The sequence below is a fragment of the Paractinoplanes ferrugineus genome, assembly GCF_016862195.1.
Lineage (GTDB): Bacteria > Actinomycetota > Actinomycetes > Mycobacteriales > Micromonosporaceae > Actinoplanes > Actinoplanes ferrugineus.
Map to the genome: position 1 here is coordinate 129,606 of NZ_BOMM01000052.1, position 26,264 is coordinate 155,869.

The following is a 26,264-nucleotide window of genomic DNA, read 5'->3' on the forward strand; positions in this document are numbered from 1 at the left end:
TCCGCCGTTATGCCGGCGTGATGTCGAGCCGCAGACGCCGGCGTTCCACAGCCAGCAGTGCCCGCGCCGGGGTGTGCCAGCTGTCGTCACCGATGACCGCGGTCGTCCGCCCGTCGAGCAGCGCCTGCAGAGCGGGAATCTGCTCGGCGTATTCGTCGCCGAGGGATTGCAGGTCAGCGCAGGCGCGCAGTGTGGCCTCGCGCATCTTCTTGGTCCAGGGGACGCGCTGGTGGCCCGCGCGGGGTGGTTGCCCCGCATTGGGGTGGCCATCGTGACCGGGCGCACCATAGTCAGCCATGCCGCACGAGCAGCCGCGGACATCGTCGGTCGGCAGGGGGAGTCGGCGGGCGCGGCCGTAGATCGGGCCTTCACACAGGTGGTAGCCGAGCCACACGACCGGCGGGTGAACACCGGCGGCTTGCGCGAGCAGGGCGACTTTGTCGTAGTCCCAGGCCCGGCCGCCGCGTTGCTGGCGGTGCCCGGCGACTTTCGGATGCGTCAGCGTGCGCCAGTAGTCCGGGTGGACCCCGGTGGAGGCGACAAGGTCCTTTTCGTCGGCGAAGCTGCCGGCGGTCAGGGCGTGTGGCAGCTGGTCGAGGAGCAGGTGGGCCAGTTCGCGGCGTACGGCCGGCACCGCCGGATCATCGGCGGGGGCGAGACGCAGGGCGCGGGACATGCTTGCTGGTGCGTCGGGCAGCTCGGGGAGGGCGGTACCGGCGGCGAGGTAGTCCAGCAGCACCGCGGCGAAGTCGCTGAGCATGTGCTCGAAGCCGCGGGTGCGGTCGTGATAGTCACCGACGGGCAGCCACCGGCCGCCGCCGCGGTGCGCCACGCGGTGCGCCGCCTCGTGCAGCAGGACGAGCCGGGCCCGGTGCCGGCTGGTCAGCGCAGCACGGTGGATGGCGACGTCGCCGGTGCGCGGGTGGTAGAAGCCGTCGGAGCATGGTGACTCGTCGCTGTCGGAGTACACCCGGACCCGGTCCAGCGCGAACGCGCCGATCGCTCGCCGGACGAGCTGCTGCGTTTCGTCCAGCACCGTGCGCTCGGCGGCGGTGAGCTGCCGCAGGGGAACCCACGTCGTGGTGTCCCGGGTGCGTTCGTAGTGGCGCACTCGCCGGGTCCGGGCGATTTCGACGCCGAGACGGTCCATGAACGCCCACAGCTGTTCGTGGGGCAGACCTGAGGCGGTGAGTTCGGTGTAGCCCTTGTCGGCCAGGTCGAGCTTGGCTTCCTCGTTGCCCGAGGTGGTGAAGAAGCACAGGGCGGGCAGGTGGGTGCGCGCCCACGTCCGCCACGCGGCCCGGGCGAGGGGCATCCGGATGTCGGCGAAGTATTGCTCCGGCTCGCGCAACTTCCCGCCGCCCAGCACGTGTTGGGTGAACCGGTCGATGACCTGCTGGTCCTCGCTGTTGGCGAGGATGGCCCGGATCGCGTCGCGCAGGGCGCCGGCTTCGATGACGGTGCGGTCGCGGTTCTGCAGGCCCTTGGCGTCCAGGGGCAGGTCGTAGGAGGCGAGCAAGCCCGGCATGGTCGAGACCAGTACGCCGCCGATCCACACCCGGCCTGGCGCTCCGCCGAGTACGCACGCGCCGTAACCGGGCGGCTGCTGGTAGCCGGGCTCGCTCAGCGCCCGGAACCGGCTGGTGGCCTGGTCGGCGAGGTCCTGGGAACAGGCGACGGTGAAGACCGTGCCGCGGGTGCGGTCGCTGCGATGCAGGCGGTAGACGAGGACTTCGGTGCCGTCGGTGGATCGTGACGGCACGATGCCGTCGAGCAGCCGGCGGCGTTCGACGGCTGGGGTGAACCCGTAGCCGACGGTGTCGCAGCGCACCGGACCGACCTCAGGGGTGCGGGCCAGGACGAGGCAGGCGAGTTTCTTGCCTTCGCCGAACTGGCCGATCTGAGCGTCGGTCTTCGTCGAGTAACCCAGCACCAGTCCCTCTTCGGGGATGCCGGGGCCGTCGTCGCTGATGGTCAGGACACCGTCCGCCCACCAGATGCGGGCGGCGGGGTCCTCGTCGAGGGCGTTGGCGATCAGCTCGCACAGGGCGCGTACGGGTGTCCACGACTTCACGTATTCCGGTGAGATCGGGTACGCCAGCGTGTCCACCGACTGGGCAACAGCGGCGGTCGAGTGATGATCCGCGACATCCGCGGGTGCGAAGTCGTCCACGAAACAGTCTCCTTGAATGAGTCAGAGGCCGGTCTCCGGCCGTGCGCCTGGGCGCGGCCAGCGGCCAGCGGCCGGAGGAAGGGCGCAGCGTGAGGACCGGAGTTCGAGCACGCAGCGGTGACCGGCGGCCGATGGAGGTGTCGGCGGCCGGACACGGGCGCGCCAGGAGCCGGTGTCTCAGCGCCGTGGGCGCTGAGACACCGGCAACAGGCCGCTACCGGAAGAGGACTTCGAGGTCCGTGCCTTCGGGCAGCGGCCAGGGCAGCGTCGCGGGATTGATCCCGGCGGTGAGCACGGCACCGATCAGGTGCGACATGGTGTTGTCGGGCAGCGCGTGTACGGCCTTGGACAGTGCGGCCCAGGCCAGCGCCGGCTCGCTGCGCCGCCAGGCGTTCCAGGCGACCAGGTTCGCCGGTGCCGCCACGCAGTGCTCGGGCACACGGCGGACCAGGTCGAGCCACAGGTTGTGCTGCCAGGTCTCACCCGTGGTCGCCACCCATGCCGCACTGCGGCCGTTGTTGTCCTGAAGTGCCACCGCCAGATACGCGACCTGCTCGTCGCTGAGCCGGTCGCCGGCGGACGCGATGTCCAAGCTGGTGTGCACGACGGCCACCGGATCCGGCAGGAGTTCCATCACACTGTTCAGGGCGGCGGAGGTGCGGGCTTGCGCGTCGGGGTCCGGCTCGATGAAGGAGTCGAAGTGCTCCCGCGAGGGCAGTGCCACGCGGCCGCTCAGCGTCATCTCCGCGGCGATGACACTGCCGGCGGGATCCAGGACGGCGCCGTGCTCGGGTGTGCACGGGCATCCGCCGTTAAGGCAGAAGTACCTGCCGTCATCAACCAGCAGACATGCCTTGACGGTGACCGCCATGTGCAGCGAGTCCGCGAGCCCGATAAGGCGGTTGCGGTCCGACAGTGGTCCATAGCCGACGATGAAGGCGCGGTTGGCGTCCGCGCGGGCGGCGGCGGTGCTGCTCTGGTCGATGATGAACTCATCCGGTGCCTGCCGGTCGACACTGAGCCCGCAGGTGAGGCGCCCGTCGCCGGTGACGAACACGACGACGATGCTGTCGTGAGGGTGGTGTCCCAGCACGTACGGGATGGTGGTGAGCAGGTCAGCCGGACCGTGAACGACTGACGGTGCAGGGTCGAGCACAGCAATCACACTCCTGAGCGGTGTGGCAGGTGTCGCGACCCCGATCTGCGGCAAGCGCCTCGCCGGTGTCCCGCGATCGGGGAGAAGCCACCGATCGCGGGACCTTGGTCAAGGGCGGGCACCCGGGGGTCGCGCTGACCCCGTGCGTGGACTGGCCCTGACGGCCCGAGGCAGGCCAGGGTCCAGACCGGCCCGCACGCCCGCTGCCGCATCTCAGCCGGCGGTGATCGCGATGGCGGGTGGGTCGGGTGCAGCGCCCTTGCCGGCCTGGGACGGGGCCGGTACAAGCGCTTGCGGGCAGCGACGGCCACCGGCTGACAGCGACGTGCCGGACAACCCGCGGCATGGCTGGCATCCGGGCGGGACCCGCTTGCCGATGCTGCTAGTGGGGGTGTTGGGCTCAGTAGCCGGCCCGGCTCAGCTCCGTGACGATGTCGCCGGCCGATGTCACCAGGCGGGCAGCCGGGTTGGCACGCAGAATGCCGTGGCAGCCCGCCGACACGGCAGAGGTGACCGGACCAGGAACCACCATCGCGGGGCGGCCCAGATCCAGTGCCCGGCTGATCGTCTGCACGGCTCCGCTGCGTGCCGCAGCCTCAACCATCACCGTGCCACCAGCGGCAGCGATGAGGCGGTTCCGGATGCTGAAGCGGTGTCGCAGCGGCTCGGTACCGGGCGGCCACTGGCTGACCAACAGGCCGTCAGCGGTGACCCGGTCGAACAGCGCGGAGTTGCCGGCCGGGTAAGGGTGGTCGACCCCGCAGGCCAGCACGGCGACGGTCAGGCCACCGGCGGCCAAGGCGCCCCGATGCGCGGCCGCATCAACGCCGAAAGCGCCGCCGGAAACGATGCTCCACCCCCGGGCGGCGAGCTCGTAGGCGAGATCGGTGCTGACCTGCACTCCGTACGCGGTGGCCGCCCGCGCTCCCACGACCGCCACGGACCGTGCGAAAGCCTCGCTCAGTGACCGATCACCGCGAACCCAGAGACACAACGGCGGCGCGGTGTTCTGGGCGACCAGCCCGTTGGAGCCTGGTTCGAGCTGGGCCAGGTCATCCACTGGTGCCGGCCACTCGCTGTCGCCGGGCACCACCAGCCGCGCCCCGAGCCGCTGCGTACGGCGCCATGCCATCTGTGCGGAACGGCGCACGTCACCTCGAGCCGTGCGGGCCTTCACCGCCGCGCGCAGAGCCGGGTCCGCGATATCACCGGTGAGCAGGCGGTCCAGTGCCGTCGGTGCGCCGTGCTGATGAACCATGGACCAGACCGTCGGGTGACCGGGCTCCGTCAGCAGAGTCAGGGCGGCACGGGCGATTCGGTCCGCCTCGTAGTTGGATCCGGGCGTTGAAGAGTTGGCGCGGTTGCTCATCGAGTTGTCCCTTCGTGAACGCTTACGGAGGTGCTGCGGCCGTGTGAGGCCGCAGGCTGGAGTCGGATCGGTCTTCAGGAACCGAAAAGGGCTGCGTGGCAAGCCGAGAGAGGGGCTGCGGCTGCGGGGCGCGCCCTGCGACGCAGCAACTGCGGTCGCAGCGCTGCGTCGCAGGGCGCACGCGACCGTCGGTGGTGTGTCCGGCTACGGCTACGGCTCGGTGCGCTGCTGATCGCTGCCGGAGGTCGTGCTGATCGTGCTGTCGGAAGCGGCGTGCACGTTCGACGGCGGCGCGATGGCGCTCCAGCCGAGGCCATCGCACGCCAACCAGCAGACCACGGTTGGTGTGCGGACCCGCACGACGTCACCTACCGACAAGGACCGCAGCCGCTGAAGCCGATAGCGGCAAGCAAGCTCGAACGCCGAGGCGGTGTCGAGCGTCGGGCAGCTGTCCACCAGCATGTCCGGGTCGATGTTGAACAGGCAGAACGTCCACTCCGCGAGCTCCTCGGCCGTGGTGTTCTGCGGCAGGGCCCGGGAAAAAGCAAAGGCCGCAAGGAGCTGGTGTTCACGGCGAAAGGAGGTGAATTGGCCATCGGCGTTGTGGTAGACGGTGACGTGGAACATCATCAGGAGACCTCCACCCAAGGTGGTACTGGGAAGCGGAACAAGAGAGCTGGTTCGCGCGGGCAGCCGCTGGCGCATGGCCTCGCGGCGCGACCCCCGGGCACAGAAGGCTTTGCCAGGGCGGGCCGAGCTGCCCGGGACGGGGCGTCTCGAAGACGGTCACCCACGGCACCCCGGCAGGTACGGCAGCTAGTTCGTCGCGCGTACGTCGCGGGCCCGCCGACGAGGCGCCGGCCGCTGGGGATAGGTCATGCCAGGCTCGAACAGCGTGACCGTGCCGCGCTGCTTCGCGTGGTAAAGCGCGATGTCGGCGTCGGTCAATGCGCTGGACCACGAGGTGGCGGCCGCCGCGTAGGCGACCCCGGCGCTGCCACGAACCTGTACCGGCCCGGTGCGGCTTTCGGTGACGATGGCGGCCACCGCGTACGTCGCGGCCTGCAACGCCTCCGCCGCGGTGCAGTCGGCCAGGATCAGAGCGAACTCGTCGCCACCGAGGCGGCCCGCCCACCCGTGGTGCCGCGACGCGAGGTCGGCCAGGCGCGCACCGAGCGCGCTCAACACCCGGTCACCGGCGGGATGACCATGTTCGTCGTTCACGGACTTGAACGTGTCGAGATCCACGACGATCACGAACCGCTCACGGCCGTTGGCCGCGCTGTACGCCTGCTCGAGTCCGGCCCGGCTCAGTACGCCCGTGAGCCGGTCGCTGCGGACCTGCTCGGCCAGCTCGTCGTTCTGCCGACGCAGGACGCGAATGGTCGGCGTCGCGCTGAGCCGGCCAGCGACCGCGCCCAGCGCAGCTGCGGCAAGGCCGACAACCAGGGTCTTACGCATAGGAACTGCCCCTCACGGTAGGCCCACCCCCGTGGAGCAGCCCTCGGGCCGCGCATGGGGCGGGAGGAGACATAGGTGCCAGGAGGCCGCCCGACTGGTTCCGGACCGTCGGTGATCACCCCGCTGGAGCCGGATTCGAGAGCCCGCTCGCGCCGCTGCGGCAAAAACTCCACGGGTTCGGACGTGCCGACCTGGACGGTCGGCAGCCGTCCACGCCGAGGCGGCGAGCGCGTGCTGGCCTTGCCGGCCGGGGCCGGCCCGGATCGGCGGGCGGCAAGCCATCGGGGACGAGGAGATCTCTGGCCGAAGGCCAAGATGTTCTCGGACCGGCTTGCGCCCGCCCCGGGCCGTGCCACCGTGCCTGGCCAGCACCGCCGTTCGTCTCTAGCGGCCCTGGCCGGACCGGTGCGCGACGCCGTCATGACGGCGTTCGTCGGGGCCTTGCGGGTACGGCGCGCTGAGCAGCACGGGCTGCGGTGTCGGCGGCCTGCCACGTGCTGAACCGGCGGCCGGCGATCCGCTTCAGAAACGCCGGAATGCGGTTGGCCGACATCCCTACCAGCGGCGGGCCCAGCACAGCGAGCAGGTCGGACGCACGCTGGGAAGACCAGCCGGCCCGGTCGATCGCGTCCTCGTCGGGGAACACGTCGGCGACTCGGTCCACCCCCGGATTCAGCGAGTGGTCCTGAACGCCGCCGTAGGAGTACACCCAATGCAGATTGTCGGGCGGATCCGGCTCCACCAGACGCCGGAACCGGTCGATTTCCTTTGTGTAGCAATAGAAATTGACTCCCGGACAAGCCCGGCAGACGCCGGTCCAGGCGCGCAGGTAGTCGTCGGAGAAGAAGTCACCCGAGTCATGGATTCTGACCCACCGACCCGCGAACCGGGGCGTTTGCAGTTCATTGATCATCGCCTGCTGCCAGCCCGGCAGATCATCGAGCACCAGGCGCAAGTTCGCCTGGTGGCGGCTGCGGACGACAGGCCACAGGTAGGCGCCGTGAAGGGCGTAGCAGACCTGCCGGCAGATACCCGCCGATGGACAGGTGTTGTAGGTGCGCCCGTCCGGAAGCCGCCCGGACCACGCCGGCAGGGTCCACGTCCACACGCCGATGTCCTTCAGCCGGCGGTTGCTCTGCGTCAGAAGCCTGGCGGCGCGAGGTGATCGTGCGTTAGAAGCTGCTGGTGAGTCGGACGGCCAGAGGGCCAGTTGGTCAGACGTCACGGTCCCGGCGGTCTTCGACGGTTCCCGCTGTCGTTGCCGGCGATCATCAGGGGCGCTGGTACGCCGCCGCGCAGCGCTCATCGTTCCCGCAGCCAGCGACCGGTGCGTACGTCGATGCGCAGCACACTGTCCGCGTCTCGGTCGCCCCATGCCCCCCAGGCGATCTGGGACAGGCAGGACGCGACAGCGCTGTCGACGATCGCCAGGGTCGGGTCGTCCTGGTCGATGACGTCGCCGTCGGTCAAGGTCACCCGGCGTAAGAACCAGCCGGCGCTCGGATCGTCGCCGCTGGCCACGTCGTACGAAACGGCTTCGGAAACCATCGAGCGGATGAGTCGCCCGGCTTCAGCGATCGCTTCGGAAGCCCGAAACGACGACGTGACGATGTCACGGACGTCGCTATCGGTGAGACCAAGATCGGTATTCGCCTGCTCAGCGATCTGGCGGGCGGTCGCGAGGTCGTCGCCCCAGAACAACGGTGATGCCAGCGGCCCGCTGCCGCGCATCGGGGTATGGCCCGGCTCGTCCTCAGTGACGACCGAGGGAATGAATCCGTTCTCGGTCTGCATGGTTGCATCGACGTAGAAGGCCCGTCGTTTACCGGTCGGCGGTGTCATGGCACCTCCAGAAAAGCGGAGGCCCGGCGGCGCGGTGAGGTGCCGTCCGGGCAGGGACGGCACGACATGACCCGGCCGGGTGCCGGCGGTGTCCAGCCCGTCCCGGCGCCCCGCTTCCCGCAACAACGCCCTACCGCTGTTCCACGGCCAGAGGTGATAGCGACCGACGACGACGCGGGGCGTTCGCCGGGCCGTGGCTTGATGACGTCAAGACCGGCCGGGACCGTGCCGCGTCCCCAGACCGGCCGGTACCAACAGCCAGCCGGACCAACGACGGGGCGCGGGCCGGCCGGCTGGAAACCGATTGATCGGGCTGAGCTGGGCACGTCGGAAAGGATTGTCGTCAGAGTCCAGAGGCAGATGCCCAGGTCAGCCGAAGGGGCAGTTGTTCAGGACCGGCACGGCAGGGGTTGGGTGCAGGACGGGAACGGAGGGTGGTCGCGGGTCAAACTGGCCGCCGTCCTTAACGCCGGGCGAGAATGTCGTACCCGGGCGTTACGGTCGGCCGATGATCGGCTGGTTCGACACATGCGACCCACAACTGGGAGCGGAGGCGTACGCCGTCCTGATCCGTTCCGAACGGGATGCGGAGAACACGGCGGGCCGGTGGCTGCACCGACTTGGGTACACCGATGCCGTCTTGACCGCGGTTGGCCACGACAACGGCATCGACGTGATTTCGGCCGGGGCGGTAGCTCAGGTGAAGCGGTGGCGAACAAAGCTGGTCGGCATCCGGGACGTACAGCGCCTCGCCGGCGCTGCCGAGCCGGGGCAGACATGCCTGTTCTTCGCCTCCTACGGGTACACGGCCGCGGCAAAGGCGTGGGCCGAACGCAGCGACCAGCGCGTTGCCCTGTTCATCATGCGTGACAATGGCACCCTGGTCGCCGTGAACCAGTGGGCGTACCTGGCGTTGTGCGATGCACCAATCCGGTGGTGGTGCCCGAGCCGGCCGTGTACCCCATTGACGGTCAAGGACCTGGGCTGGCTAGTGGCCTTGCCGGCACTCGTGCTGCCGATGTCATGGATGCTGGTAGCGGCATGGTGGAGCAACGGCGCGCCCCGCACAGGTCTGCTGATGGCCGCACTGTTCGCTGGTATCCCCATCGTGCTTATCCTGTTGAGCCTGTCTGCGATCTTCGGGTCGGTGGGTGAAGGAGCAGCTGTTCTGGCGCGGTGCGCCCGGACCCGAACGTTGGTACCCGTGAAACAAGCCCTGCAGCTTTTTCCGCTGCCAGCACCCAGCGGTGCCGCCCCGGAGCAGTTCCCGGGGATCTACCTCGACCGGGCGTCCCGCCGGCTCTATCGGCGGGAGCAGGCAGCAGTACGCCGACGCAGCGAACGCCGACGCGCATCGTTGCGCCGGCTCCGGCGTAAGCCGGTCGTCATCAGCTGACGCAAACCGTTCACAGACTAAGTCTCGCCTGGAATGTGTCGCCGGCGGCCGCTCATGCCGAGATGTGTGTGGCCCACTGCAGATTCAGTTCGGCGCTGCTCTTTGCGCGTGGTTCAGCGGAGGGCAGGACGGCCCTAACCGCCCGAAACATGGTATGCGGTGCCATTCAGCGTTAGTCGCCATTGATTGCGTGGTAAAGACGCACAGCCGCCCGTTGCCGACAACTTCAGCCCGAACGCGGCAATAGATGTAGGACCTGGCCGTCTGGATTCGGCAGGATTGGGAGATCGTCGAGCCACTGTGCCATCTCCCGTGCATTGGTCGGAAGATGTGCACCGAAGGTGCGCAATTCTAAGGAGCCGACGAGTGCGGCCCGTGCTTCCTTGTCGGTGAGGAGTGCGTCGCAGTAGGCGTAGGCAACTGCGAGGGCATCGATGTCGGCTATATCGTTGGTTCGCCATACTCGTGAAGGATTGCGATGATAGTGGGCCTTCATGCTGATGGCGACCTGGACCTGGGGCATGGCAGCCCAGAGGTTGATCATTTCTGCGGGTTCGAGGAGGTCGTGCCGTAGTCCATCATGTTCGCGCTGCTTGAGATGGAGGACGAAGAGGGTCATCCACTCGTGGGCGACATCGCGACCAAAGATGAGATCGCGAAGGCGACCGCGTCGCCAGGCCGATTTGTCGTTCAAGATGGTTGAGGTTTCCAGCTCGAAATCCAGGCGGCTCTGAGCGCCGGTCGCGTAGATCTCGGGAGCATATCCGCGCTCACGAAGGTCGGCGATCTCGCGGTCTTGGGGGCCTTCGAGGAGCTTTCGTTCGCGAATATAGTTCATTTCGGCCAGGCGGTTTTCATATGCTTCGTCGCCGAGTTCTTTGCGGAGTTGGGGCTCGATATCGTTTCCGGCTTCGTCGACGAACTTGAACCCGCCGAGGTGGCCGAACGCCCAAAGGGCAGAGCTGTGTAAGAGCGGCATTGGGGCGTAGCTAGATGGGCTGTTGTAGATCTTGTCGAGGCCAGCAGCGATTTCCAGCTGGACCAAGAAGGGGCGGCCGAGGAGGTAGCCGAAGTTGGAAAGTTCCTCCATGACGTCGGCGACGTGGCCGCGCTGACGTGGGCTCGGCACAGCGTGCGCGACCTCCATGAAGTGAATGCCAGAGAGCGGGAACCTCGCTCGTCCTTCTGCCTTCGCGCGGCGAGCTGCGTCCAGGAGGTCTGCGTACCCGGGTAGCACGGCGATAGGTCGGCCACCCTCGCTCGCGTGGCCGGCCGCCGAACGGCTCGCCTTGGCCAGCTGGATGTAGTGGTTCAGGTCAAAGTAGACGAGCGGAACCGGAGGACGAGTGACACCCGCCCACACCAACTCCTCAGCGACCGTTGCCTTCAACATGACCGGGCAACCGTACGACCACCTCTTGGCCGACACCTAGCACATTTCCATAACCAGTCCACGGTCTCGAGCCGTCTACGATCGCCAGCCAACGCACGGATCTGCCGCCGACAACGCTTCCCTCACCGCAGTGGACTAACGTGCAGGTCTTGGGGTGTGATCAGCTACGGCGTTGGGCTTCGATCTTCAGCAGAGGTCGGACGGACAGTGAGCTCGCGCCAGCCGTGTTGATCGTTGAGTAGCTCATCGACGAGCTGCAGCGCGTCTTCCTCGGCCGGTGGTTGCCACGTCCGTGAGGTGCCCGCCGCGCCGCCCTCCCGTGCTTCCACGACGTACTGATCGCCTGCAGTGCGCAGGTACACGTCGCGCCGTTGGACGGGACCCCACCTGCCGTTCCACCAGTGCCGATGATCATCACGAGCCATGTAGTGATCGTACGCATGTTCGAATGGAGGCGCATGCTCTACGGGTCGAAGTCTCTAGACGATCTGACGGCTGGCGGGTGTTGGTAGCAGAGCTGGCGGGAAGCTCTGCTGCCTACGTGCTGGGCACCCCTGGACCGCATTCAGCAGCACGATGGCCGCTCATGGCCGCGGCATTGGTCGGGAGACGCAAAGACCGCGGCGGAAGTCTCAGGCCCAAATTGCGGCATAGACACCATTGCCGTTGTCTTCCGGCGGACTGGGGCTGCTGTAAGCCTCGCCAGTTGCTCTGCGATGTGCGGTCCAGGCGATCGCTGCTGCGTCGAAGATGTCGTGGGCGGGTGCTTGACCGGCAGGGCCGAGATTGTCCGGGACATCGATACCGTTGCAAGCTAACAGCTGACGTCGATGGTTCTGCCCGGCCCAGGTCTTCCTAGCGTGCTCTAGCGGCTCACCGGCCATGGTGCGGAAGGAAAGCTCCGGGTGTGCCTCAAACAACAGGGTGGGATGCCGTTGCCAGAGGGTATTGGCCTCAAGCACCTTGCGGCGCAGAGACCATGCCTGCCGGTTGAGCCCCTGGCTGGTCAACTCACGACACCGCTTGTTCGCGGCAGCAAAATTTGGTTCATTCCATACCGGCTCCGGCGGGATCCGGGAGACGCTGCCGCGGCGCGGGCCGAGCTGTTCCGCCACGAGCGCGTCTGCGACCCGCCACCGGTCGGGCATCATCCCGAGGGGAACGTCGACGCCGATCACCGCCGCGCCGGAGCCGTTGACGACGACCTCGTACAGCGTGGTCGCGAGTATGGCCCGGGCGAAGGCGCCGTCGTGCAGTTCAACGGCGACCCAGCCGAGAGCGTAGGCATCGACACCGATCACCCGCGTCAAGGACGCGTCCGGAGCCGGGTGGGCAAGGCGGCCACGGTGGCGGCTGCCTCGGCCGAGACGGGTGGTCTTTTCCTTCTCGTGATGTTGGTCGATGCGCCAGCGTCGGCGAGGCGTTTTTGCATGAAGCCGTAGGATGCCTCGACCAAGGACGCCATCTGCCGGATCGTCAGCCGGTCTTGCTCGTAGAGCTTCTTCAGCAGCGTCAACTCCTTCTCGCGGTCGCTGCTGGTCAGCGACCGGAACTTGTCGGTGTACGCGAAGCGATGCCGTCGGGCAGAGCGGTGCTGCTGTACGTCAGTGGGCATGCCGGTCCTCTCGGGGTCGGTGGTGGTTCGCAGCAGATGTAGGCGTTGTGAGGCTGCACGTCAGCCAGTGGCGATGTGGTGCAATTCGCTGCTGCATCGGGTCGAGATGCCGCGGACTCAAGGCCGGCAAGTTAGATGGCGGGACCCGAGGGTGGACATCGCGAAGCCACCATGTTTTCGAGCTGGTCCAAGGCAACGGCTACTGCTTGTTCGTCGCCCGCAAGTTGTTTCTGGACGCTGAGGATTAGATCGCCGGGCTCGACGCCGACAACGTCCGCGATGGCATAGATCCTGCGGCGTGGCGGTAGCGGATGTCCTTCGGATGCGATGGCCAGCAGGTATGGCTGCAGGTTCGCCGGGTCGGTGAGCCGGTCCTCGAGGCGTTTCGTCCAGCTCCATACGAGGTCGGTCCTTCCCGTTGCCGCCAGGCTGGTGGCCGGCGCTGGTTCAGAGGGTGAGTTCGGCATAGACGGCGATGTGGTCAGATGCCTCGTCCTCGGTTGCGCCGGCGGGCAAGGTGCGGAAGGTGCCGGCGGCAACATGCGGCCGCATTGCGTCGTTGGCGATGAGGTGGTCGATCGTGAGACGGATTTCGCCGGTTTTGTCGACGACGGTCGGTTCGATGGCGGCGGTTCGGCCGCTGGCCTGCCATGCGAGCTCGGAGACTAGGTGGTAGCCGATGCTGTCCTCGCGCCTCGCGCGGTCGGGGTTCCAGTGGCCGACGAGGCTGTCGAGCGCGTCGGTGGAGTGGACCCATCGTCCGTCGATTTGGCGAGCCTTGCGGCGTCGGACCAACGGCGTGCACAGGTCGGGTTCCCACCCCGGGTAGTGATCGCCGGAGGGTTGTTCGTTGAGGTCGCCGCCGAGGATGACGGGGGTCGGGTCTTTCGCCCACCGATGGAGGCGGCTGGCGGCCTTGACGCGTGCGTCCGGGGATTCGCCGGGGAAATGGTCGACGGCGGCGATCAGTTCCCGGCGGCGCCCGGTGCCGTCGCGGCTATCGAGGACGGCAAATCGGCAGATGTTGATCTGGTCGGTGAACGGGTCAGGGTCGCTGCGGTCGATGAAAGACCGTGGGATGAGGCGACTGGTGTCGTAGAAGATCGCCGGTGGGATCGGTCCGCGGTCACCGCGACCGAGCAGGGCGGCGAAGGGGACGCCGAAGACGTCGGTGATGGCTTCGGCGGCCTGGTAGAGACCGATGTTGCCTGATGCTTCGTAGTGCTTGGCCTCGCAGAACAGGATGAGGGCCGGCGGGTTCGGCGCGCGGGTGAGGGTGTTCTGCAGGCCTTTGAAGTGGTGGCGCTGGGTCGCCTTGTCGAAGCCGCCACCTTCGTAGTTGTAGGTGATCGTCGGGAGCAGGATGGTCACCTTGAGGTCCCTTCGGTAACTGTTGGTTGATGCGGATGCGGATGCGGATGCGGATGCCGATGCTGGCTGGTGCGGGCGATCTGCGTAGTCGGTTTTCGGTCGCGTCGCCGCGTTGGTGGCTGACCCCGTGGTGGTGTGCCCGCTCAGGGATGGCAGCCGTATCGAGAGCTTCGACGGTGCTCATCGGGCGGCGGATTCCAGATGACCCGCCAGCTGGGGTAGACGGCCGCCGCGAGAAACCCGGCCGCGCATATCCAGAGCGCTGCACTCAGGCCGACGCAGGCGTTCAGCACGGCGCCGGTGATGCCGCCGGCCGGGATGCCGATCCACGCGGCGGCCCTGCTCAGGATGAAGACGCGGCCTCGCAACTCCGCAGGGATCCGTTCGAGCTGGACGGCGTCGGCGAGCGGGCTGAGCAGCCCGGAACCGAGCCCCGAAACCGCGAACACGGCCAGGACCGCAGCGGGTGGAAGACCTACGGCCAGAGCGGCGAACCGGGTGGGACCGGAGATGATGGCGGCAACCAAATAGGTGCCACGGCGCGGCAGACGATAGCCGGCGTACGCCGCGAGCAGCGCCGTGCCGATCGCGGCGGCGCCGGCGATGCTGATGGCCGCGCCGATCACCGCCGGGCTGTGGCCGCCTGCGCGGGCCCATAGCGGCAGCAGTATCACGAGCAGGGCCTCGTCCAGCCAGTTGGTGACGCCGTACATGACCAGCAGCGAGGTGAGCGAACGGTCGTGGAACAGGAAACGTGCACCGTCGGCGAGTTCGCCCCAGTAGCCGTGGCGTGCGGCCGCCGGCGCGCTGCTGATGTAGGTGCGGGCGAACAGTGACGCGCTGGCGAACAGGGCGGCGACGAGCCAGAGCGGGCGTTGGCCGCCCACGACAGCGATCAGCAGCCCGGCGAGTGCGGGGCCGAGCGTGGTGGCGCAGCGCTCCACGGTGGTCATCAGGCCGGTTCCCCACTGCGTGGGCCGCGGCACGGTGCTCGTCACCTCGGCGAGCACGGCGGTTTTCGCCGCCGCCGACGGGCCCTGCGCGGCACCGACCGCGGCCATGACCGCCACGATCAGCCACAACGGCGGTGACCCGGCCGCAGCGAGCAGTAGCATCCCGGCGGCACAGGTCAGATCACCGGCGACCGCGATCCGGGCGGCGCCGACTCGATCCAGCAGCGGGCCCGCGAACAGCTTGGCGAATAGAATCGGCGTGACCTGTACGGCGCTGACCAGTGCGGTCGCGGTCGGGCTGCCGGTCTCGGTCAGGACCAGCCACGGAACAGCGACCAGCAGGATCCGCTGCGCGGTCAGCGCACACGCCGCCGCTGCCAGCAGGCCGGCCAGCCCCGCCGTCTGGGCCTGGCTGTCGGCCCGCGACGGCTGCGTCCCACCGGCGCTGATCTCCGCCGACCGGGCTGCTGGCGCCGGTAGGTGGATGCCCAGGAACCAGCGGACGGCGGACGGCGTGCTCACGAGGCTGTGCCCGGTGGTGTGAGCGACGGCGTGGGCGCCGTCGCTGCCGTGGCGATGTCGCGCTGGCCGGTCGTCATCGCTGCTGCACCGTGGCGGTGTGATCTTGGGCGACGTACAGGGTGTAGGACAGGACGGTGGGCGCGGTGATACCCAGCTTGCCGGGGTCTCGCAGGGCTGTCTGTTCGTGGGCGAGCAGGTTCCCGCTGGTCGGGTCGATGAGGAGCAGATCGCGGCTGGCACCGTTGTTGCTGGTCGCGGCGACCGCGAATCCCGGTCGTCCGGCGCGGTCGGTGACGGTGCCGTGATAGGTCAGGCTGTCGGTGTCGGCCAGCACGTTCAGCAGAGCAGCGCGGGCCGCACGCCCGGGGACTTGCCACTGGTTGAGGTCGGCAACTGCTTGCAGCGCGGCGTGCGGGCCTGCCGCCAGCGCTGTGATGCTGTTCAGGCGGTCGTGAGCCAGGCGCGCATCGGCGGGCATCGGTCCCGGGGTCACCGGGCTGGCGCCGGGCGGATAGATGTCGTCGGTCGGCGGGTTCTCGGCGGCCGGGGTGCGCGTCGTGACCGCGATGGCGCGCCCGGAGCCGTCGGCCGCTAACCAGTGTTCGTATTGCAGCAGCGCGGTGGTGAGCGTGGCGCGGCCGCCTGCGGCGCGGGTATCGATCACCCACTGCCGCATTTGCACGTAGTCGTACCGGCCACTGGTGTCGCAGGCGCCGGCAGTGATGCTCTTGGCCAGAGCGCGAAGAGGGGCAGCGGCGGGACGCGCGGTTCCCAGAGGCGCCGGTGCCACGACCGGAGCCCGAGCGGCCTCGCGTAGCTGCCGTGGAGTGAGCGGATCAGGCGGTGTGCAGGCGCCAGGCTCGGCAGACGCGGTCGCCGGCGGTGGCCCGATCAGCGTGTCGGTGAGCGCAACGGCCGGCGCAGAGGACGTCAGCGTCCGGACGACCAGAACAGTGAGCAGAACCAGCGTGGCCGCGCCCGTGGTGGCCAGGTAAATGCGGCGGCGGGAGGAGCGCGGTTGCTGGGTCATGGACAATTCCTTCTGGCTGGCATGGATGCGACAACGGTGAGCAGGGGAGGTGCGGTGTACCGGCGTGGTGATTCCGCCGAGCGGTGCGCGATCGGGCGAGGGGTGCCCGTTCGTCCGAGCAGTTGCCGGCCCTGTTCAGGCCAGAGGTCCCAGAGGGCCGCCTTCGTGCCCATGGCCGACGCTGACACGGGCCGGCGGGCGCTGCAGGTCCGCGCTCAGGACACCAGGTTTCTTCGCCGGCCGTCAGTGCTCGAGCCGCAGATAGGCAGACGGCAGCACCAGACCGCTCTGTTCCCTACCTCCGGGCCGCCTGCTCTCTGCGCGAATGGCCTGGATCCAGGCGTCGGCGTCCGATGGTGGGTGTGGCATCCCCTCGAACAGCAACGTCAGGGCCTGCTGAGGGGTATAGCCCGGTCCAGGCCCCATGCCGCTGAGGTAGAGGTGGTTGCCGAGGACTAATGCCACCGCCAGCTGCAGGGGACCTGGCCATGTGCTGCTCGGGTCGCCGTCGTTGTGGGCCATGGCCCAACGGCAGTGAGCTGCGACTGTCTGGCCGAATGAGTCGAGCTTCGACACTGCGGTGGCTGTGGGGTTGGCCGGCTCCTCGGCAGGGGGCTCCTGGGGCGGCGCCGGGTGCATTTTGAGATGGCTGGCCAACACACTGACCACCCACGTCGCCGGCACCCGGCGGCCCTCGTCGAACCCGTGGGACTCGGTGAAGTCCGGATGCAGATCGCACCCCACGGAGATCGAATCGCTGCCGATCAGCAAGTAGGCGGCGTCGGCGCCGGCAACGGGCCTCGATCCGGTGCTCATCGCGCACCTGCCGGATTCGCGGCGGTCCCGAGGCTGGTGGGTTGCCTCTCGGTCGCTGTCGTCTCTGATCGGTTTGTCATGCTGGGTTCCCGTTCGTGATGAATGCCAGTTGGTGACTGAGGCTGAGAGGATCCGTGGCCGCGACGGTGGCTGCGGGCCGGTTGCTGCGGACATCTCCAGATGAATCTGTGCCTGCTAGCGCGGGCTGGGCTGCCGAGGGCGGGGTGCCCCGACCGGACGGCGCTGGGGCACCCCGCCCTGCAAGGGTTAGCCGGCGAGACCCCAGAACCTCCGAGCGGCTCTGGGGTCGACGTGCCGGGGCGAACGCGGTGTGTGTTCGCCGGCCAGCTGCCGGCCGATCCACCGCGAGTAGTAGACGAAGTCCGTGTAGACCAGCGGCCCGGTGCAGGTGCTCTCGTCGGTGCCGCGGCTGGCACCGCCGAGGACCACCCACGAACGACCGCGCCGGCCCAGCGCCGGGCCGCCGGAATCACCGAAGCAGGCCTGGCCGCCGTTGGCGGCCGGGGCAACGCAGAGCTCACCGGCGGTGATGCCGGCTGTCGCGCACGCGCTGTGGGCGGTCAGCCGGGTGTCGAGCTGCTGCAACACCGCGGGCGGCTCGGTCGCCTCGTAGAAAGTCTTGCCCCAGCCGAGCAGGCGAACCTTCTGGCGGGCGCGTACCCAGTCGGCGAGCGGCACCGCGGTGATGCGCAGACCGGCGGGGATCGTCACGTTCACCACGGCGACGTCGGCGAACGGGTCGTCGCCGGTGCCCCAGTCCCAGGTCGGGAAGACCTCGACCCGGGTTGCCTGCAGAGTGGTGAGCTGGTCCAGGTGCGTAGAGCCGGCCTGCACCTGCACCGTGGAAGCCGGCATGGCTGCACCGGTGTCCAGGTCGCTGACGCAGTGCGCGTTGGTCGCCACGCCGATCCGGCCGCGGTCGGTGACGAAACTACCCGTGCACCGGGCGACGCCGAGCCCGGCGTAGGTGGTCAGCAGCCGCGCCGCGAACGAGTAGTTCTCGGTGGCATCGTTACCGCCGATGATCATGACCCCAGGTTCGTCGCCGGCCGCCGCGGCCGGCTGCGAGCTGAGAGTCACAAGGGTGGTCAGGGCCAGACCTGCGGATGCAATGCCGGCCAGCCATGTACGTACGGTCACTACGGTCCTTACTGATGGAGGGGTTGGGCCCAGGCACGCCGGTCGCACGCGTGGGCTGCCCCGCTGCCGGCGGCAGCGGGTCGACAAGGTGCTGCGCAGGAGGGGTGATCGTTACCGCGCCTAGCGCGGCCGGGGAGGGCTTCACGACGCCGGCCCGGGTGGCGGTGCGGGAGCATGGGACGCGTCGAGCGGGTCGCTGCCGCGGTAGTAGCGGCGTGTGGGTGCTTCGGGCCAGCCGTCGACGTACTGCCGGTGGGTGATGTTGCCGATCAAGGGGGGCCAGTTGTCGTTGTCGGTCTCGACGGTGGTGCCCCAGTCGCCGGCCTCGGTGTAGAAGTCCCAGGGGCTGTTGTCGGTGAAGATCATCAAGTCGTGTCCGGTGTGTTCGGTAAGCATCCGGATCACCGCGGTCGTCGCCGTGGGATGGTCTGCCGCAAGCTGCCGGCCGATGGTGATGGCTGCGCCGGGCGAGGCGCTCACGCGACCGAGCACCACGTCGAGCCGGCAGGTGAGGCAGACAAGGCTGACTTCGCCGTCGACGGGTTGCTCTGCCGGCGCCGGCCTTGCACCGCCGAAATGCGTGATCGAGGACTGGCCTGGCCAGCCAGTGAGGTAGGCGTCCAGGGTGATCTCGGGAGCGGGGTCGGTGCCCGGCTGACTGATCAGGTCGGTGGGCGTGACGGCGTACTTGCGCCAGGCGGGCGAGACCTGGGTGAGTACCCGCAGCTCGTGGCCGCAGTGGTCGCTGAGCAGTCGCCACATCGCTCGGCTGACAGTGCGGTGCTGCCACGCGGGTCTGCCGGCAGTGATGATGGGCACCGATAACGTGTCGGGCAGGTCGGTGCGCACGACGGAGGCGCCCAGGCGCAGAGCGATCCGGCAGGTGTCGCAGACCAGCCAGACGTTGCTGCTGGTTGGCCTGGCATGCAGCAGCTGGCGGTGACGCAGTGTCTGAGCATGAGCACTGAGTCCATACAGGACTCCGTCCAAAGACAGGGACGGAGCGCCCTCAGCAGGTGCGGCCGGGTGAGCTCCTGCCGCAGGCACTGATGCGGCACGGCTGCCGGCCGCGAGGGGGCTGTGATGCCGGGCGGGTGGCTCCCCGTGCAGCAAAGCGGAGAACCGGTGCCGATCGGATGGTTCTTTGCGGGCATGCGTACACACGCCGCGGTGCGACTCGCGGATCCAGTCGGTGAGGTCGAGGGCCAAGGTGGCGAACAGTTCCCGGCCGCAGGTGCCAGCCGGTTCGAGCTGCGCTGCGTGCACGTCGAGCATCGTGGCGCAGAGATCATCGCGGCCACAGGCGCTGAGCAGTGCGACGGACACGACAAGGGTCGCCAAGAGGGTGAAGCGCGGTCCGTCATGCGATTCGGCGGGCATGCGCATGTGACGCAGTCCGGAGTGAGCGACGGCGCAGAAGCCCCGCTCGTGCACGCTGGCATAGGCGTGCAGGCCGTCGAGCACGTACTCCTGATCGGCTGGTGCGCGGCCGGTGTCGGCGATCAAGGCTGCGGCAGCGGCCGCCGTCCGGCAGGAGCCGTCGGCTGAAGGCAGTATCCCCGCGCGGATGGCGGCGTCAGCGAGCGCGGCCCGTTGGACCAGCAGGTCACCTGAAGGGCGCATCCGCTGGCTCGCCGCCGCGGCGTACTGCGCCCAGCCGCTAACCAGCGGGCTTGGTCCGCGTACGTTGGCGATCCAGTGCAAGGCTGCTTCGACGAGCCGGATCTCGTCAGGTGCGGACCTCGGGGCGTATCGTGCCAGCGCAGCGGGTGGGTTCTGGCCTCCGCTGGTTCCCGTAGCGAGGTGCGGCTGGCCGCTCATCGGGAGTCGCCGGGCTTGGTGATGCCGGGGATGCGCGCGAGGGCGCCGTACATCGAGACGTGCTCGGGCGGTGGCATGGTGACGCCGGGATCGGGTCGCCAGTTGGTGATGACCTCGACACCCGGTTCCACAAGGTCCAGGCCGGTGAAGAAGCGGGTGAACTGCTCGCGGTCACGGGCGATGATGTCGTTGTTTTGTGCGACCAATGCCGCTTGCGTCTGGGCGTCGAGGAAGTCTGTGGTGGCGTGGGTGGCGGCCAGATAGCTGCCCGGTACAAGCCGGTCCACGAGTTGCTTGACGGCGGTGTAGGGCTGCTGGTCGTCGGACAAGAAATGCAGGGTGGCCACCAACATCAAGGCGACCGGTTTCGACAGGTCGAGAGTGCCGGCCAGCTGCGGGTGGCCGAGGATCCTGGCCGGCTCGCGTAGGTCAGCCTCGATGTAGGCCGTGCGCCCCTCGGGGGAGCTCGTCAGCAGCGCGCGGGCGTGGACCATGACGAGAGGGTCGTTGTCGACATATACGACGCGGGCGTCCGGGGCGAGTTGCTGGGCGACCTCGTGGGTGTTGTCGGCAGTGGGCAGGCCGGTGCCAATATCGAGGAACTGCCGCACGCCCGCTGCGATAAGGATCCGCACGGCGCGTTGCAGGAACGCACGGTTTTCCCTGGCCGCTGTGCGGATGTGGGGAAACACTCGTTCGATGGCGTCGGCGGAGGCGCGGTCGGCAGCGAAGTTGTCCTTGCCGCCCAGCCAGTAGTTGTAGCGGCGTGCTGGGTGCGCCGTAGTGGTGTCTAAATGAGGTGCGTCGTGGGTCATGAGCTGCCTCGAAGTTGGTAACGGAGCGGAAGACGGTGACCGATGCTGGTCATGGCGCACCGGTGAGAAGCAGCCGCCACCAGCGATCGCGGCGCTCGTGCCATGGGCGGGCAGCTGCACCGGTAGTCGCGGAAGCGCCGAGCTCGGCAAGCGACGGCGGTAGCTGCCCGCGCGCGCAGATGTCGTCATGCGTGGTGCAGGCCCTGGTGAGAGTGGTGATGCCGTAGACGGCGAACTCCTCGCGTTCGGGCGTGCCCGGTTCGGGGAGGAGTAGTTCGTCGGCGAGCAGACGGGCCTCGGCGTCGTCATCGCGGCAGCAGGCACACAGCAGGGCGACCAGCCACACCAGCAGAGTCGCCCCGCCGTTCGCGTCTTCGGCGCTGTGGAACTGGCTGCGCCAGAGATTCAGCGCTCGGGTGGCGGTGCGGATGGCTTCGCCGCAGCGGCCCTGGACGTGCAAGGTCTGCGCGTCGCTCAGCACTTGCATCGGCGGGTTCGTATCCGAGACGGCAGCGTTGTCGGGCGAACGGCGCCGGCCGGGCTCGGGTGCCAGGTCGCCTGAGTGGCCGGTAATGCGGGGTTCGCCGTGACGTGGGGACAGCGGCCGTGGTTGTGGCCGTGGCATGTTGTGGCCTGCGCGGATGCTGTAGTGCAGCCAGCGCAGGTCACCGGTCAGGGCGCAGTGCAGCGCGGCGGCTTCCAGCAGAACCCGGTCGTCGGGCGCCAGCTCCGGATCCAGTTTGCTCAGATGTAGATCCAGCAGGGCGACGGCGCCCTCGCGGTCTCCGTTGGCCAGTAGTTGGCGGGCCAGGGGGACCGATTCGGCCAGGGCCTGCTGCTCGTCGGGGGTCATCGGCGGGCTCGGCTGCGCGCGGGCGCCCGGTAGGCGCAGATCTGCTGATGTTCGCCGGCGTCGGCGACTGGTGTGGGGACCGCGATCATGTCCGGCTGGGGCGGGCTTACCGGCGTGGTTGCGGTTCCGGGGCGGGGGTGACAGGCGTCGAGCATCAGCCGGTACAGCTGCAGGACCGTGGCCACCGTCGGCGCGTCGTCGTCAGATGCTTTGGTGGCGGTCTGCCAGGCGAGGGTGATCTGGTCGAGGGCTTCGATACAACGGCCTTGGCGGTGCAGGCAGGTGGCGTGGGCCACGCGGGCCTGCTGGGCCTGGCCTGCCTGGCCTGCGTCGTGGTGCTGGATGATGAGCTGACCCCAGAGCTCGGCGGCCTGCTGGTGGTGGCCGGCGTCGTCCAGCACGAGGGCGCGGGTACGCGTCGCGGACAGCGCCGCGGCGGCGGTTGGGTGGCAGGCATGCTGGGCGAGTTGGCACGCGCGTCGTGAGATCAGGTCCCTGACGTCGTGTGGATAGTCGCGGTCGGCTGCCGCCTCGGCGGCGATGCTCACCAGATCTGCGGCGTCGAAGCCGATGGCGAGGAGCTCGGTGACGAAGCCAGCCCACTGCGCGACGTCCGGATCGTGCTCGGCTAAGCGAGCGGTCGCGGCTGAGGTGTACGGCCGGTCGGTCGCGGCGGTGACTGGCCAGGGGTCCTTGCGTGCCGTGCTCGCGCCCGGGATATGCGCCGGAGTGCTGGCGGTCGTCGAGCGGGTGCGGCGAGAGCGGCTCATGGCGTCACCGCCACCGGCATGGCCGATACGGACGGCGCGCAGCGGGTGGCGAAGCGACCGTGGGCAACGGTGGCGCCAACGGCGAACGCGATCAGGATGGCGGCAACGGCCACGGTGGTCCAGGCCCACCGCCGTAGCGGCTCGACGTGGTGTTGCCACCCGCTGCGCATATCGTCCGCGGTGGGACGAGCCGGGGCCGCCGTCTGCGCTGTGCGGCCGGTGGAGTTGAGCCATCGGTCGGCGCGGGTGTCATTGAGCAGCGGCTCGAGCCCGTAGCGCGTGGGACGCGGATTGACGGGGTTCATGCGACGGTCCCAGCGGTGCTGACGCCGAGGAGCTCGGCGAGCCGGGCCTGCGCGTCGGGCCGGGCGAGGACGGCGGTGGTCGCGGTGAACTCGATGTGGCCGCTGTCGAGGACGCTGATCTGGTCTGCAACGGCGCGGGCGAAACGCTGGTTCTGTTCCGCGAGCAGGACCGCGACCCCGTCGTTGGCGACACCGGTAATGACGGTGGTGAGCTGGTCGATGATCTGAGGGGCCAGACCTTCGCTGGGTTCGTCGAGCAGCAGCAGTCGCGGGCGCAGGAGCAGAGCTCGTGCGATGGCGAGCATCTGTTGTTCGCCGCCGGACATCTGTGCCGGGTACCGGCGTAGCTTGTTGCGCAGAACCGGCAGCATGTCGAGGATGTCCGCGACATCCCTGCCAGGGCCGTCCCCGGCGCCGAAGCGACGGCCGGCAGCGGCGGCCATGGCCAGATGCTCGCTGACGGTCAGGGCGGTCCAGAGCCGCCGTCCCTGGGGCACGAGGGCGACCCGGTGACGGGCGGTGCGGCTGGCCCGCAGGTCGGTGCCGTCGAGGAGGATCCGGGTGCCGGCGCGCGCAGGGTGCAACCCGGCGACGACGTTGATGAGGGTGGACTTGCCGGCGCCATTGAGGCCGAGCAGGGCGTGGACCGTTCCCGCGGAGACCGTGAGGTCGACCTGGTCGAGAACCGGCGCGCCGTGGTATCCGGCCGAAAGCTGCTCGATGTCCAGCACCGTCGGGCGCGCACCCTTGCGGGGCGCGCGGGTGGTGGCTGGCGTGGTGTCGGCGAAGTAGGCGTCACGCACGAGTGCGTCGTTGCGGATCTGTTCGCTGCCGCCGGTGGCGACGTGCTGCCCAGAGGCCAGGACGGTGATGGTGTCGGCCAGGTCGAAGACCAGCGGGAGGTGGTGGTCGACCAGCACGACGGTGACCTCGGCGGGCAGGGCGCGAATGACCGCGGTGAGGTGGCTGATCTCGGCCGGGTCGAGGCCTGCGCTGGGCTCGTCGAGCAGCAGCAGTCGCGGGCGGGCGGCGAGCACGACGGCGATCTCGAGCAGGCGTCGTCGCCCGTACGGCAGCTGTCCCGCGAGGGTCGCGGCCTCGCCGGTCAGCCCGACTTGCTGCAGCGCGGCGGCGACCCGCGCGGCGCGCAGGGCGCGGTGTCCCGCCCGCTGGTGGACGGCGAAGGTGAGGCGCCGGCGGATGGCGAGGGCGACGTTGTCGGCGACGGTGAGCTGGTCGACGACGGCGGGGTGCTGGAAGGTGCGCCCGACGCCGAGGTCGGCGCGTGCGGCGGGGCTCAGCCGGGTGATGGGCCGGGAGTTCAAAACGATTCGGCCCTCGGTAGGGGCGAGGGTGCCGGCGATGAGGTGCAGCAGCGTGGTTTTGCCGGCCCCGTTGGGGCCGATGATCGCGTGTCGGGCGCCGGTGGGGATCGTGAGGCTGAGCGGGTGCAGGGCGGTCACCGCGCCGTAGCGCCGCGATATCTCGTCGAGGTGCAGCAGCACGGTGCTCATGCGGCTGCCCCCGGCCGATTGACCCGTCGTGCCCGCAGGCGCAGGACGGCGGGGCGTAGGTAGGGGACGGTGAGCAGGAGCAGGCCGAGCAGCAGCGGGCCGGTGCCGTCGCTGCCGGCCCAGTCCCGCACCACGACGATCGCGACCGCGGCGACCAGCGCACCGGTCATGGTGGGGAACCCGGCCAAGGCGGTGCCTAGGGCGGCGGCGGCGAATCCGGCGGCGGCGACACCGAAGCTGATGTCTGCGGGGGAGACGTAGGTGTTGATGGTGATCAGCAGGGCGCCGCCGGCCCCGGAGATCGCGGCGGCTGCCGCGTATCCGGCGCCGAGTTCGAGGGTGGCGCGGTGACCGAGGGCGGTCATACGTGGCTCGTGGCCGGCATGCGCGCGCAGTAGCAGGACGAGCCGGGACCGCATCAGCCAGGCGGTGCCGACGCCGACGGCGGCGAATGCGGTCAGGGTGTACCAGTAGATGACGGGTGTGCTGGTAAGGGGGTCTCCAGGCCAGAGTGTGACGGCCGGGGTGTGCCGGCCTTCGTCGCCGCCGGTCACCGAGGTCCAATGCACGGCCACGGCTACGGCCAGGCCTTGGATCATGACGGTGACCATGAGGAAGGTGACGCCGCGGGTCCGCAGCACGAACGGCGCGAGGACGGCGGCGGCGAGCGCTGCGGTCCCGGCCGCGGCGGCCAGGAGCGCCGGCCCGTTGGTGATGCCGGCGGCGGCGAGCAGGGCGGCGGTGTAGGCACCGATGCCGAGGTACGTGGTCTGCCCGAATGATGGCAGGCCGGCGACGGCGAGGAGTTGGGTGCTCATGGCCAGGAGGGCGAGCACGATCGCGGTCGCGGCCAGGGTGATCAGATAAGGCCCGGTGAGAGCGGGCAGCGCTATGGCTGCCAGCGCGGCGACGGCGCCGAGAGCCCGGCGCGCGTGGCGCCATCGGCGAGCGGCCCGGTCAGCGGTGGCCCGCCGCTCTGCGGACCCGGTGGTGAAGGTGTCGGGGGCGGGGTTGGTCATGGTGGTCATGCCGTGGCCACCGCCTGCAGGCCGTGGCGTCCCCGGATGATGAGGGCGGCGATCACGGCCAGGAGCAGCGAGAACGACGCGAGGGTGGGGAAGGTAATTACGCCGAGGGTCTGGATCATGCCGACGCTGATCGCGGCGATGAGCAGGTTACGGATGCGAACCCCGGGTCCGGCGAGGATGAGCACGATCAGGGACAAGGTCAGCACGGTGCTGTCGACGCCGGGACCGGGGCTCAGGACCGGCGCGCCGAGCACTCCGGCGGTGACGGCCAGGACGGTGCCGACGGCGAGGGCGGCGGTGCGGATGCGGGCCGCTGACAGGCCGGTCGCGTCGGCCATCTGCGGGTCGTCGACGGCCGCGCGCAGCCGGATTCCGGTCAGACTGTGGTGCAGGATGGCGTGCATGGCGGCGGCGAGCATTGCCGCGACGGCGATGAAGCTCAGGTGGTAGACGGGGTAGCCGTGCCCGGCGACGCTCAGGTGCCCGTCCAGGATCGCCGGCCGTGGCGGTACCAGGGTGGTCCCGCCGGAGACGCGGGTGAAGATCCAGGCGGCGATGAACCCGAGGCCGAGGGTGACCACGGCCTGCTCGGTGTGCCCTTTCAGGGGGCGCATCAGCACGCTCAGGGCGGCTCCGCCCAATCCGGCGACCGTGATCCCGGCGAGTACGGCGATCCCTAGGCTGGCCAGGGTGCCGTCGGTGAGCAGGTACGCCAGGTAGGTGCCGGCCAGGTAGGAGGCGCCGTGGGCCAGGTTCATGACGTTCATGACGCCGACGATCAGCGCCAGTCCGGCGGCGAGTACGAACAGCAGGAGCCCGTAGGCCAGCCCGCCGAGCGCGGTCACCGCGTAGGACGCCAGGGTGGACACCGCGGCGCTCTCCTTTCCTGTGGTCGAAGCG

24 protein-coding genes and 1 pseudogene are annotated in these 26,264 nt (G+C 69.2%); 1 reads left to right on the forward strand and 24 read right to left on the reverse strand.

What is annotated here, in order from left to right:
* Nucleotides 1–7: 7 nt before the first annotated feature.
* The 7 genes and pseudogenes from Afe05nite_RS29985 to Afe05nite_RS30015 form a co-directional block, all read right to left on the reverse strand.
* Nucleotides 8–2,173 carry an ATP-binding protein gene (locus Afe05nite_RS29985; RefSeq protein WP_203820597.1) on the reverse strand — a complete coding sequence of 722 codons (2,166 nt, stop codon included), beginning with the start codon at nt 2,171–2,173 and terminating at the stop codon, nt 8–10.
* A 214-nt stretch (nt 2,174–2,387) separates the two neighbouring features.
* The gene (locus Afe05nite_RS29990) at nt 2,388–3,383 is read right to left on the reverse strand and encodes a DUF4192 domain-containing protein (protein WP_203820598.1); all 996 of its coding nucleotides are present in this window, start codon (nt 3,381–3,383) and stop codon (nt 2,388–2,390) included.
* 352 nt (nt 3,384–3,735) lie between these two features.
* Nucleotides 3,736–4,698: pseudogene (gene dprA / locus Afe05nite_RS29995) on the reverse strand (DNA-processing protein DprA); the annotation flags it as partial.
* Between the two features lie 210 nt (nt 4,699–4,908).
* Nucleotides 4,909–5,328, reverse strand: a complete 420-nt coding sequence (locus Afe05nite_RS30000; protein WP_203820600.1) for a hypothetical protein — start codon at nt 5,326–5,328, stop codon at nt 4,909–4,911.
* Between the two features lie 186 nt (nt 5,329–5,514).
* Nucleotides 5,515–6,159 (reverse strand): GGDEF domain-containing protein, encoded by a 645-nt coding sequence (locus Afe05nite_RS30005; RefSeq protein WP_203820601.1) that lies wholly within the window; start codon nt 6,157–6,159, stop codon nt 5,515–5,517.
* 418 nt (nt 6,160–6,577) lie between these two features.
* On the reverse strand, nt 6,578–7,369 hold the full coding sequence (locus Afe05nite_RS30010; protein WP_438869151.1) for a GP88 family protein: 792 nt from the start codon (nt 7,367–7,369) through the stop codon (nt 6,578–6,580).
* A 92-nt stretch (nt 7,370–7,461) separates the two neighbouring features.
* Nucleotides 7,462–8,001 carry a hypothetical protein gene (locus tag Afe05nite_RS30015; protein ID WP_203820603.1) on the reverse strand — a complete coding sequence of 180 codons (540 nt, stop codon included), beginning with the start codon at nt 7,999–8,001 and terminating at the stop codon, nt 7,462–7,464.
* Between the two features lie 508 nt (nt 8,002–8,509).
* On the opposite strand from Afe05nite_RS30015, the gene Afe05nite_RS30020 reads away from it, so the two are divergent.
* The gene (locus tag Afe05nite_RS30020) at nt 8,510–9,397 is read left to right on the forward strand and encodes a restriction endonuclease (RefSeq protein ID WP_203820604.1); all 888 of its coding nucleotides are present in this window, start codon (nt 8,510–8,512) and stop codon (nt 9,395–9,397) included.
* Between the two features lie 226 nt (nt 9,398–9,623).
* On the opposite strand, the gene Afe05nite_RS30025 is transcribed toward Afe05nite_RS30020, so the two are convergent.
* From Afe05nite_RS30025 to Afe05nite_RS30105, 17 genes are all read right to left on the reverse strand, one after another.
* Complete coding sequence (locus tag Afe05nite_RS30025; protein WP_203820605.1) at nt 9,624–10,790, reverse strand: hypothetical protein; 1,167 nt, start codon at nt 10,788–10,790, stop codon at nt 9,624–9,626.
* Nucleotides 10,791–10,954: 164 nt separating this feature from the next.
* Nucleotides 10,955–11,215 (reverse strand): hypothetical protein, encoded by a 261-nt coding sequence (locus Afe05nite_RS30030; RefSeq protein ID WP_203820606.1) that lies wholly within the window; start codon nt 11,213–11,215, stop codon nt 10,955–10,957.
* Between the two features lie 207 nt (nt 11,216–11,422).
* Nucleotides 11,423–12,091: a DUF429 domain-containing protein gene (locus Afe05nite_RS30035; protein ID WP_239118301.1), complete on the reverse strand. Its 669-nt coding sequence runs from the start codon at nt 12,089–12,091 to the stop codon at nt 11,423–11,425.
* 5 nt (nt 12,092–12,096) lie between these two features.
* Complete coding sequence (locus tag Afe05nite_RS30040) at nt 12,097–12,405, reverse strand: helix-turn-helix domain-containing protein (protein ID WP_203820608.1); 309 nt, start codon at nt 12,403–12,405, stop codon at nt 12,097–12,099.
* Between the two features lie 447 nt (nt 12,406–12,852).
* The gene (locus Afe05nite_RS30045; RefSeq protein ID WP_203820609.1) at nt 12,853–13,776 is read right to left on the reverse strand and encodes a hypothetical protein; all 924 of its coding nucleotides are present in this window, start codon (nt 13,774–13,776) and stop codon (nt 12,853–12,855) included.
* A gap of 143 nt (nt 13,777–13,919) precedes the next feature.
* Nucleotides 13,920–15,251, reverse strand: coding sequence for an MFS transporter (locus Afe05nite_RS30050; RefSeq protein WP_239118290.1), 1,332 nt, complete (start codon nt 15,249–15,251; stop codon nt 13,920–13,922).
* Between the two features lie 73 nt (nt 15,252–15,324).
* Nucleotides 15,325–16,281 (reverse strand): hypothetical protein, encoded by a 957-nt coding sequence (locus tag Afe05nite_RS30055; RefSeq protein ID WP_203820610.1) that lies wholly within the window; start codon nt 16,279–16,281, stop codon nt 15,325–15,327.
* Nucleotides 16,282–16,524: 243 nt separating this feature from the next.
* Complete coding sequence (locus tag Afe05nite_RS30060) at nt 16,525–17,097, reverse strand: hypothetical protein (protein ID WP_203820611.1); 573 nt, start codon at nt 17,095–17,097, stop codon at nt 16,525–16,527.
* 267 nt (nt 17,098–17,364) lie between these two features.
* Nucleotides 17,365–18,258: a S1 family peptidase gene (locus tag Afe05nite_RS30065; RefSeq protein WP_203820612.1), complete on the reverse strand. Its 894-nt coding sequence runs from the start codon at nt 18,256–18,258 to the stop codon at nt 17,365–17,367.
* 141 nt (nt 18,259–18,399) lie between these two features.
* Nucleotides 18,400–19,962 carry a hypothetical protein gene (locus Afe05nite_RS30070; protein WP_203820613.1) on the reverse strand — a complete coding sequence of 521 codons (1,563 nt, stop codon included), beginning with the start codon at nt 19,960–19,962 and terminating at the stop codon, nt 18,400–18,402.
* 113 nt (nt 19,963–20,075) lie between these two features.
* Entirely contained in the window at nt 20,076–20,894 is an 819-nt protein-coding gene (locus tag Afe05nite_RS30075) for an SAM-dependent methyltransferase (protein WP_203820614.1), read from the reverse strand.
* Nucleotides 20,895–20,943: 49 nt separating this feature from the next.
* Nucleotides 20,944–21,747 carry a hypothetical protein gene (locus Afe05nite_RS30080; RefSeq protein WP_203820615.1) on the reverse strand — a complete coding sequence of 268 codons (804 nt, stop codon included), beginning with the start codon at nt 21,745–21,747 and terminating at the stop codon, nt 20,944–20,946.
* Complete coding sequence (locus tag Afe05nite_RS30085; protein WP_203820616.1) at nt 21,744–22,517, reverse strand: hypothetical protein; 774 nt, start codon at nt 22,515–22,517, stop codon at nt 21,744–21,746. Before Afe05nite_RS30085 ends, Afe05nite_RS30080 begins: the two co-directional genes overlap by 4 nt.
* Entirely contained in the window at nt 22,514–22,822 is a 309-nt protein-coding gene (locus tag Afe05nite_RS30090) for a hypothetical protein (RefSeq protein ID WP_203820617.1), read from the reverse strand. The genes Afe05nite_RS30085 and Afe05nite_RS30090 overlap by 4 nt, the downstream gene beginning before the upstream one ends.
* Nucleotides 22,819–24,336 (reverse strand): ATP-binding cassette domain-containing protein, encoded by a 1,518-nt coding sequence (locus Afe05nite_RS30095; RefSeq protein WP_203820618.1) that lies wholly within the window; start codon nt 24,334–24,336, stop codon nt 22,819–22,821. Before Afe05nite_RS30095 ends, Afe05nite_RS30090 begins: the two co-directional genes overlap by 4 nt.
* Complete coding sequence (locus Afe05nite_RS30100; RefSeq protein WP_239118291.1) at nt 24,333–25,364, reverse strand: branched-chain amino acid ABC transporter permease; 1,032 nt, start codon at nt 25,362–25,364, stop codon at nt 24,333–24,335. Before Afe05nite_RS30100 ends, Afe05nite_RS30095 begins: the two co-directional genes overlap by 4 nt.
* A complete protein-coding gene (locus Afe05nite_RS30105; protein WP_203820619.1) occupies nt 25,361–26,233 on the reverse strand; it encodes a branched-chain amino acid ABC transporter permease in 873 nt (290 codons plus the stop codon). The genes Afe05nite_RS30100 and Afe05nite_RS30105 overlap by 4 nt, the downstream gene beginning before the upstream one ends.
* Between the last annotated feature and the right edge of the window lie 31 nt (nt 26,234–26,264).